Source organism: Sphingomonas sp. CCH9-E2 (genome assembly GCF_001557215.1).
In the GTDB taxonomy this organism is placed as follows: domain Bacteria; phylum Pseudomonadota; class Alphaproteobacteria; order Sphingomonadales; family Sphingomonadaceae; genus Sphingomonas.
This window is the reverse complement of the sequence record NZ_LSJM01000008.1, coordinates 1-6,721: the sequence shown is the minus strand read 5'-3', so window position 1 is coordinate 6,721 and position 6,721 is coordinate 1. Positions and strand designations below refer to the sequence as shown.

At 68.1% G+C, this 6,721-nt stretch carries 10 protein-coding genes and 1 pseudogene; 5 read left to right on the top strand and 6 right to left on the bottom strand.

Annotation, left to right across the window (positions count from 1 at the left end):
- The coding region (locus AX681_RS00590) for a DedA family protein (protein WP_197424203.1) at positions 1-288 on the top strand (288 nt) is incomplete at its 5' end.
- On the opposite strand, the gene gloB is transcribed toward AX681_RS00590, so the two are convergent.
- The 4 genes from gloB to AX681_RS00570 are packed head-to-tail and all read right to left on the bottom strand — an operon-like array spanning position 285 to position 2,999.
- Positions 285-1,016 (bottom strand): hydroxyacylglutathione hydrolase, encoded by a 732-nt coding sequence (gene gloB, locus AX681_RS00585; RefSeq protein ID WP_066663001.1) that lies wholly within the window; start codon positions 1,014-1,016, stop codon positions 285-287. The two genes, AX681_RS00590 and gloB, sit on opposite strands and share 4 nt — an antisense overlap.
- Positions 1,016-1,480 (bottom strand): VOC family protein, encoded by a 465-nt coding sequence (locus tag AX681_RS00580; protein ID WP_066663004.1) that lies wholly within the window; start codon positions 1,478-1,480, stop codon positions 1,016-1,018. The genes gloB and AX681_RS00580 overlap by 1 nt, the downstream gene beginning before the upstream one ends.
- Before the next feature lie 53 nt (positions 1,481-1,533).
- Positions 1,534-2,280: a tetratricopeptide repeat protein gene (locus tag AX681_RS00575; RefSeq protein ID WP_197422013.1), complete on the bottom strand. Its 747-nt coding sequence runs from the start codon at positions 2,278-2,280 to the stop codon at positions 1,534-1,536.
- Positions 2,277-2,999 carry an alpha/beta fold hydrolase gene (locus AX681_RS00570; protein ID WP_066663006.1) on the bottom strand — a complete coding sequence of 241 codons (723 nt, stop codon included), beginning with the start codon at positions 2,997-2,999 and terminating at the stop codon, positions 2,277-2,279. The genes AX681_RS00575 and AX681_RS00570 overlap by 4 nt, the downstream gene beginning before the upstream one ends.
- A gap of 82 nt (positions 3,000-3,081) precedes the next feature.
- On the opposite strand from AX681_RS00570, the gene AX681_RS00565 reads away from it, so the two are divergent.
- The gene (locus tag AX681_RS00565; RefSeq protein ID WP_066663008.1) at positions 3,082-3,975 is read left to right on the top strand and encodes a tyrosine recombinase XerC; all 894 of its coding nucleotides are present in this window, start codon (positions 3,082-3,084) and stop codon (positions 3,973-3,975) included.
- 61 nt (positions 3,976-4,036) lie between these two features.
- Complete coding sequence (locus tag AX681_RS00560; protein ID WP_231733809.1) at positions 4,037-4,552, top strand: superoxide dismutase family protein; 516 nt, start codon at positions 4,037-4,039, stop codon at positions 4,550-4,552.
- Between the two features lie 9 nt (positions 4,553-4,561).
- Here the strand turns inward: AX681_RS00560 and thpR are convergent, their stop codons facing one another.
- Positions 4,562-5,101, bottom strand: a complete 540-nt coding sequence (gene thpR / locus AX681_RS00555) for an RNA 2',3'-cyclic phosphodiesterase (protein WP_066663011.1) — start codon at positions 5,099-5,101, stop codon at positions 4,562-4,564.
- Positions 5,102-5,232: 131 nt separating this feature from the next.
- Between thpR and AX681_RS00550 the strand changes: the two genes are divergently transcribed.
- Both AX681_RS00550 and AX681_RS00545 read left to right on the top strand, forming a co-directional pair.
- Positions 5,233-5,979, top strand: a complete 747-nt coding sequence (locus AX681_RS00550; RefSeq protein ID WP_066663016.1) for a Bax inhibitor-1/YccA family protein — start codon at positions 5,233-5,235, stop codon at positions 5,977-5,979.
- A gap of 125 nt (positions 5,980-6,104) precedes the next feature.
- On the top strand, positions 6,105-6,341 hold the full coding sequence (locus AX681_RS00545) for a hypothetical protein (RefSeq protein ID WP_331709965.1): 237 nt from the start codon (positions 6,105-6,107) through the stop codon (positions 6,339-6,341).
- 33 nt (positions 6,342-6,374) lie between these two features.
- On the opposite strand, the pseudogene AX681_RS22230 reads toward AX681_RS00545, so the two are convergent.
- Positions 6,375-6,721, bottom strand: a pseudogene (locus AX681_RS22230) (amidohydrolase); the annotation flags it as partial.

Below are 6,721 nucleotides of genomic sequence, written 5' to 3'. Positions count from 1 at the left end.
AACCGCCACGGGCTGTGGGTGGTGTTCTTCTTCCGCTTCCTGCCGACGTTTCGCACGATGATCTCGCTGCCCGCCGGCATGGCGAAGATGGGGATGCCGCGCTTCCTGCTCGCGACATTCGTCGGGAGCGCGATCTGGAATGCGGTGCTGGCCTATGCGGGACTGCTGCTGGGGTCGCGGTTCGAGGAGCTGCAGGTCTATGTCGGCCCGGTCGCGATTCTCACCACGGCTGCGGTAGTGGTGGTGTGGGCCTATCGCGTGGTGACGTGGAAGCGGCGGGTGGGTTAGCCGCGGAAGTTGTCCTTCGCCGCTCGGCGCTCCGCCAGTTCTTCGACCGACGCAGCGCGCATGAAGGGGTTGGTCGCGCGTTCGAGTGCGATCGTGGTTGGCACCGTGGGCAGCCCCTGCGCGCGCATCGCATCGACCTCAGCCATCCGCGCGACCAGCGCATCATTGTCCGGCTCGGCGACCAGCGCGTAGCGGCCATTCGACTGGGTATATTCGTGCGCGCAATAGACGGTTGTCTCGCCGGGCAGCGCGGCGAGGCGCTGCATATTCGCGAACATCTGTGCCGCCGTCCCTTCGAACAGACGGCCACAGCCCATCGCGAACAGCGTGTCGCCGACGAAGACGATTCCCGCTTCGGGCAGATGATAGGCGATATGGCCGGCGGTGTGGGCGGGGACGTCGATCACCGCCGCCTGGAGCGCGCCAAGCGTCACCGTGTCGCCCTCCGCCACCAGCCGGTCTGCGGTTGGGATCTTCGCGGCTTCGGCGGCGGGGGCGATGACGGTGCAACCGGTCGCGGCCTTGATCGCGGCATTCCCGCCGGTGTGGTCGGGGTGCCAGTGGGTGTTCCAGATCGCCGAGATCGTCCAGCCGCGCGCTGCGGTAGCCTCCAGCACGGGCTCCGCCACGGCAGGGTCGACGACGATCGTCTCCCCCGAAGCGGCGTCATGCGCGAGCCAGATATAATTGTCGCTGAGCGCGGGGATCCGGACGACCTCGATTCCCATTACCAGGCTCCGGTATTGGGCATCGACGCCCAGGGTTCGGCGGGTTCGAGATGGCCGTCCTGCAGCAGCTCGACCGAGATGCCGTCCGGGCTGCGCACGAACGCCATATGCCCATCGCGCGGAGGGCGGTTGATCGTCACGCCGGCGTCCATCAGCCGCTGGCAGGTTTCATAGATATTCTCGACGCGATAGGCGAGATGCCCGAAATTGCGGCCGCCGGTATAGGTTTCGGCGGGGCTGCCATCCTCGGGCGGCCAGTTATAGGTGAGCTCCACCTCGGCACGCGGACGGCCGTCGCGCTCGGACGTGTCGGCGGCTATGTCGCCCGGCGCGGCCATGAAGATCAGCGTGAAGCGGCCTTTTTCGCTCTCCATCCGCCGGGTTTCCTTGAGGCCGAGCAGTTCGAAGAAGCGGATCGAGGCGTCCGGGTCGGTCACCCGGATCATGGTGTGGAGATAGTGCATCGGGAGTCCCTATGGCTGGTTCGGGCCAGAGATAGGAAGGATGCCGCCGGAGTCTATTCTTGCTCTGCAAATTGTTGGAGCGCCGCGCGGGCGGAGGCGCCGATCGGGCCGTCGGGCGAAAGCTGCGCCGCGCGGGTCCAGGCGGCCTTGGCCCCGGCTTCGTCGCGGGCGACGGCGGCGATGTTTCCGGCTTCGAGCTGGACCGAGGCGTCGTCGCCGGCCATCTCCAGCGCCTTGGCGATATGCTCGCGGGCGAGCGGGATGTTGCCGGTGCGGCGCGCGAGGTTGGCGGAGAGCAGCCACGCCATCGGGTCTTTCGCCGCGTGCACGAGTGCCTTGTCGAGGTCGCCGCGCGCGCCGGCGAGATCGCCCGATGCGACCAGCGCGCGGGCGCGGTCGAGATGCGCTTCGCCGCGTTCCAGCCCCTCCAGCGTGCCGGTGGCGAGCGCGGCGTCGAGCGCGGTGCGCGCTTTTGCGGCCTCACCCGCGGCGAGCCAGGCATTGCCCGCCTGTGCCCAGTATTTCGAGGCGCGGCGGTCGCGCGCCACTTCGGCCTCGCGCGCGGCGGTTTCGAATGCGCCGCCCGCGCTGACCCAGCGCTGTTGCCGGGCATAGGCCATGCCGCGGCATTGCTCGGCAAGGAAACGCCCGCCCGCGAGGCGCCAGCGATTGGCCTCCTCGATTCCCGCCGCGGGTTCATCGACCGCGAGTTCGACGCAGCGTTCCCAGCGCTGTTCCTCGGGCGAGGGTGGGCCGACGGGGGCAGTCTGGGCGGCGGCGGCGAGAAGCAGGAGCATCATGGCGTGGGGACGAGATCCTCAAGGGTGCGCAGGATCAGGGCGATGTCCTGCGGGCGCGACAGGCGATGGTCGCCGTCCTTGACGAGGATTGTCTGCACATCGTCTGAACGGAGCAGGCCGGCAAGGCTGACGCTGCGCTCCCAGGGCACATCGGGGTCACGCTGGCCGTGGATCAGCCGCGCGGGGATGGGCAGGTCTACGGGTCCGTGCATCAGCCGGTTCGCCTCGCCCGACGACCAGAAGGCACGGGTCGTGACATTGGGCTCGGGGGAGTATTCGGACGGCTCCTCGAGACGACCTTCGTTGAGCAAGGTCAGTTTCTGCGCCTGCGTGAACCCCCAGTCGGTGAAGTCCGGGGCGGCGGCAATACCGACCATCCCGACGACGCGATCCGGCCGCGCCCTGGCCACCAGCAGCATGATCCACCCGCCCATCGACGATCCGACGAGGATGACGGGCCCTTCGATCAGCCGGTCGATCAGCAGCAGTACGTCGTCGCGCCAGCTGGCCAGCGTCTGATCCTCGAACGCGCCTTCGCTCTCGCCGCAGCCGGCATAGTCGAAGCGCAGAAAGGCGCGGCCGGTGGATTGCGCCCAGGCTTCGATCGCGACCGCCTTGCTCCCGCTCATGTCAGAAGCATAACCGGGGAGGAAGACGATGGTCGGCCCGGTGCCGGGGGTGTGATGGAAGGCGATGCGGTGGCCGTTGGCGTTGATCATGGGAGGGGTTTAGGGGATTTTGGTGCGGTGACCAGTCTATCCTCCCGCTGGCGGGGGAGGATAATTGGGATAAGGTCGAACGATGGACGACCGCCCGCTTCCTCTGTTGTTCGGCGCGCATCTGGCGCGGGATCGGCGGCGGTCGGCGCATACGGTGCGGGCCTATGAGGCGACGGCGGCGCGGTTGATCGCGTTTCTGTCGGGGCATTGGGGCGGGGCGGTAGATCGCGCGGCGCTGGGCCGGGTCAGCGCGGCGGATCTGCGCGCCTATCTGGCACAGCGGCGCACCGACGGGATCGGCAACTCCAGCGCCGCGCGGGAGCTGTCGGCGGTGCGGGCGTTCCTCGCCTTTGCGGGCGGGGAGGAGGCCGAGCTGCCCCGGCTGCGGGGGCCGCGCGTGCGCAAGGGCGTGCCGCGCCCGGTGTCGCCCGACGAGGCGGTGGCGCTGGCCGAGGAAGTGGCGGAGGATGCGCGCGAACCGTGGATTGCGGCGCGCGATCTGGCAGTGCTGCTGTTGCTCTATGGTGCGGGGCTGCGCATCGGTGAGGCGATGGCGCTGACTGGTGCTGCGCTGCCGCTGGGCGAGACGCTGCGGGTGACGGGGAAGCGCGACAAGACGCGGATCGTGCCGCTGTTGCCGCAGGTGCGCGCGGCGGTGGAGGAGTATGTGCGGCAATGCCCCTATGGCACCGCACCGGGCGCGCCGCTGTTTCGCGGAGCGCGCGGCGGGCCGCTCGATCCGGCTTTGGTGCGGCGCGCGGTGCGCGCGGCGCGGGTGCGGTTGGGGCTGCCCGAGCGGACGACGCCGCATGCGCTGCGCCACAGTTTCGCGACGCATCTGCTGGGGCGCGGGGCGGATCTGCGCGCCTTGCAGGAGCTGCTCGGCCATGCCAGCCTGAGTTCGACGCAAATCTATACTGCGGTGGACGCTGCGCATCTGCTCGACGTCTATCGCAACGCCCATCCGCGGGCGTGAACGCGGAACCCTTTCCGCGCTGACCCATTGGGGTGGCGGGTTTCGAGAACAGGAGACGATGATGATCCGGACCGGTTGCGCGCTTGCCGCACTTGCCCTCACCGCCGCGTGCAGCGGCGGTGCCACGACCAGCGACCCCGGCCGCGCGACGGCGCAGCTCAAGCGCGCCGATGGCAGCGCGGCGGGCAGCGCGGTGGCGACGGTGACCAATGGCGGGCTGTCGGTGAAGGTGTCGGTGACCGGCATCTCGCCGGGCCCGCATGGCGTGCATGTCCATATGACCGGCAAGTGCGACGCGCCGGCCTTTACCACCGCTGGCGGGCACTGGAACCCGGGCGCGACCAAGCATGGCCTGGAAAATCCGCAGGGCGCGCATGCCGGCGACATGCCCAATCTGATCGTGCGCCCCGATGGCACCGGCACGCTGACCTACAAGCTCGGGTCGGGGACGATGGACGGGCTGCTCGACGCCGATGGCGCGGCGTTCGTGGTCCATGCCGGTCCCGACGACCAGAAGACCGATCCGTCGGGCAATAGCGGCGACCGCATCGCGTGCGGCGTGTTCGCGGCTGGCTGAGCCGAGGCGCTATGGGCCGGTCAGCGCATAGCGTGCGACCGGCTCATAGCTTGAGCCGCCAGTGCCCAGGCGGCTTTCGTACAGCGCCATGTGCGTGACGGTGAACTCTGGGCTGGTCAGCGCGGCGTGGCGGGCGAGGAAGGCATCGACGGGTCCGGCTGAGCGGGCGGGCCGCGCGAGCGTGATGTGCGGGAGATACGCGCGATGTTCCGGCTCCAGCCCGATGCGGACCAGCGCGCGGTCGATCTTGCGGTGAAGCGCCGCGAGCGGTTCGCGCGGAGCGACCCCGGCCCAGATCGCGTTGGGCTGACCCTTGCTGTCGAACATGCCGCAGCCCTGGATGCGCAGGGGCGGCAGGTCGGCACGGATCGTCGACAGCGCGGCCGCGACATCCTCCGCCATGCGCGAATCGACTTCGCCGATGTAGCGCAGCGTGATGTGGAGCTGGTCGTCATCCTGCCAGCGCGCCCCCTCAATCCCATCCATCAGGTCGGTTAGCAGGTCGCGAATCGGGGGCGGGGGTCGCAGGGCGACGAACAGGCGGTGCATGGCAAAGCCCGTTAACCCACTTCGTCAGACGCGGCGATTCCGGTTTTCCTTGAATCTCGACCGGCAACGCATGATATTGGGTAACATCCGGGCGGCCGATATTCAGAGACCGCCGGGCAAAGGAGTTTGAGATGGCGAACTGGTCTGACCCCCATTCGACCGCCGCACCGTTTGCGACGGCCGCAGGTACGCGGGATAGCGCCGCGTATGATGCGGGGCTGCGGTCCTACATGCTTTCCGTTTACAACTATATGGCCTCGGGCGTCCTGCTGAGCGGCATCGTTGCGCTGCTGTTTGCCTGGGGCGGTGCCGAATCGGCGGCTGCCTCGGTCTTCGCCAATGGCGGCCCGCTGGTATGGCTGATCATCTTGTCGCCGCTGGCGATCGTGTTCGCGATGAGCTTCGGTCAGAACAAGTTCTCGACCGGCGCGCTTCAGGGTATGTTCTGGGCGTTCACGGTGCTGATGGGCCTGTCGCTCTCGACGCTGCTGCTTCGGTATAGCGGTGAGTCGGTCGCGCAGGCGTTCTTCGCCGCCGCAGCCGGCTTCGCGGGCCTGAGCCTCTATGGCTACACGACCAAGAAGGACCTGTCGGGTCTCGGCAGCTTCCTGATCGTTGGCCTGATCGGCATCATCGTCGCGTCGATCATCAACATCTTCACCCAGTCGAGCACGCTGTCGCTGATCATCAGCATCGCGGGTGTGCTGATCTTCGCGGGTCTGACGGCGTATGACACGCAGCGGATCAAGAGCGTCTATCAGTATGTCGCCGGTACCGACATGGTCGGCAAGGCGGTGATCATGGGTGCGCTGAACCTGTATCTGGACTTCATCAACATGTTCCAGTTCATCCTCAGCATCATCGGCAACCGCGAGTAATCGCGCCGCCGATGGCGATTTCGGGAGGGCCCGGCCAGCGATGGCCGGGCCCTTCTGCGTTTGCGGCGCGGAACGCGGGATGCGGCGTGCGCGTTTCCACCGTCCACCCATCTGGGAGAGAGACGATGGACGACGACAAGCAGCGCGGCGACGCCGGGACCGACGAGAGCATCGCGGAACGGCTGGAGAAGAACCCCGAGAGCAAGCAGGCGCGGCTCGACCGCGCGCTCGACGAATCGATGGACGCGTCCGACCCGCCCTCGGGCACGCAGCCGGTGCATGCGCATCAGCCGCCCGCCTCCACCGGCTATGATGCCGACAAGGAAGCCGAGCTGGCGAAGGCGAAGGATGCGGCGGAGTAGGCTTTAATCCTCCCCCTGGCGGGGGAGGATTGCTTACCGCTTCATCACGTCGAGCGCCGCCGCCGTCATCGCTTCGGCGGCGGTGCCGATCACTTTTTCCGCATCGGGTGCCCATTTCGGGCTGTGCAGCGAGGGCAGGCCCTTGCCGCCATTGGCCTGCGCCTTGTCCCACGCATCCTGCGGCACGCCGCCGACCCAGTAGATCACGGCTTTCACCGACGGATCGGCGATCGGGTAGCGACCGAAATCCTCGCCTGCCATGGTCGGGGCGATGTCGGTCACGCGCGCCGCGCCGAAGCGGGCAGTGAACAGCGTCTTGAGCCGACCGGCAAAGGTTGGATCGCTGACGGCGGGCGGGGTGAAGGGTTCGCGCACGGTGA

Excerpts from the sequence above, each read along its gene's own strand:
- gloB (WP_066663001.1), bottom strand. The coding sequence starts at position 1,016 with ATGGGAATCGAGGTCGTCCGGATCCCCGCGCTCAGCGACAATTATATC.
- AX681_RS00580 (WP_066663004.1), bottom strand. The coding sequence starts at position 1,480 with ATGCACTATCTCCACACCATGATCCGGGTGACCGACCCGGACGCCTCG.
- AX681_RS00575 (WP_197422013.1), bottom strand. The coding sequence starts at position 2,280 with ATGATGCTCCTGCTTCTCGCCGCCGCCGCCCAGACTGCCCCCGTCGGC.
- AX681_RS00570 (WP_066663006.1), bottom strand. The coding sequence starts at position 2,999 with ATGATCAACGCCAACGGCCACCGCATCGCCTTCCATCACACCCCCGGC.
- AX681_RS00565 (WP_066663008.1), top strand. The coding sequence starts at position 3,082 with ATGGACGACCGCCCGCTTCCTCTGTTGTTCGGCGCGCATCTGGCGCGG.
- AX681_RS00560 (WP_231733809.1), top strand. The coding sequence starts at position 4,037 with ATGATCCGGACCGGTTGCGCGCTTGCCGCACTTGCCCTCACCGCCGCG.
- thpR (WP_066663011.1), bottom strand. The coding sequence starts at position 5,101 with ATGCACCGCCTGTTCGTCGCCCTGCGACCCCCGCCCCCGATTCGCGAC.
- AX681_RS00550 (WP_066663016.1), top strand. The coding sequence starts at position 5,233 with ATGGCGAACTGGTCTGACCCCCATTCGACCGCCGCACCGTTTGCGACG.
- AX681_RS00545 (WP_331709965.1), top strand. The coding sequence starts at position 6,105 with ATGGACGACGACAAGCAGCGCGGCGACGCCGGGACCGACGAGAGCATC.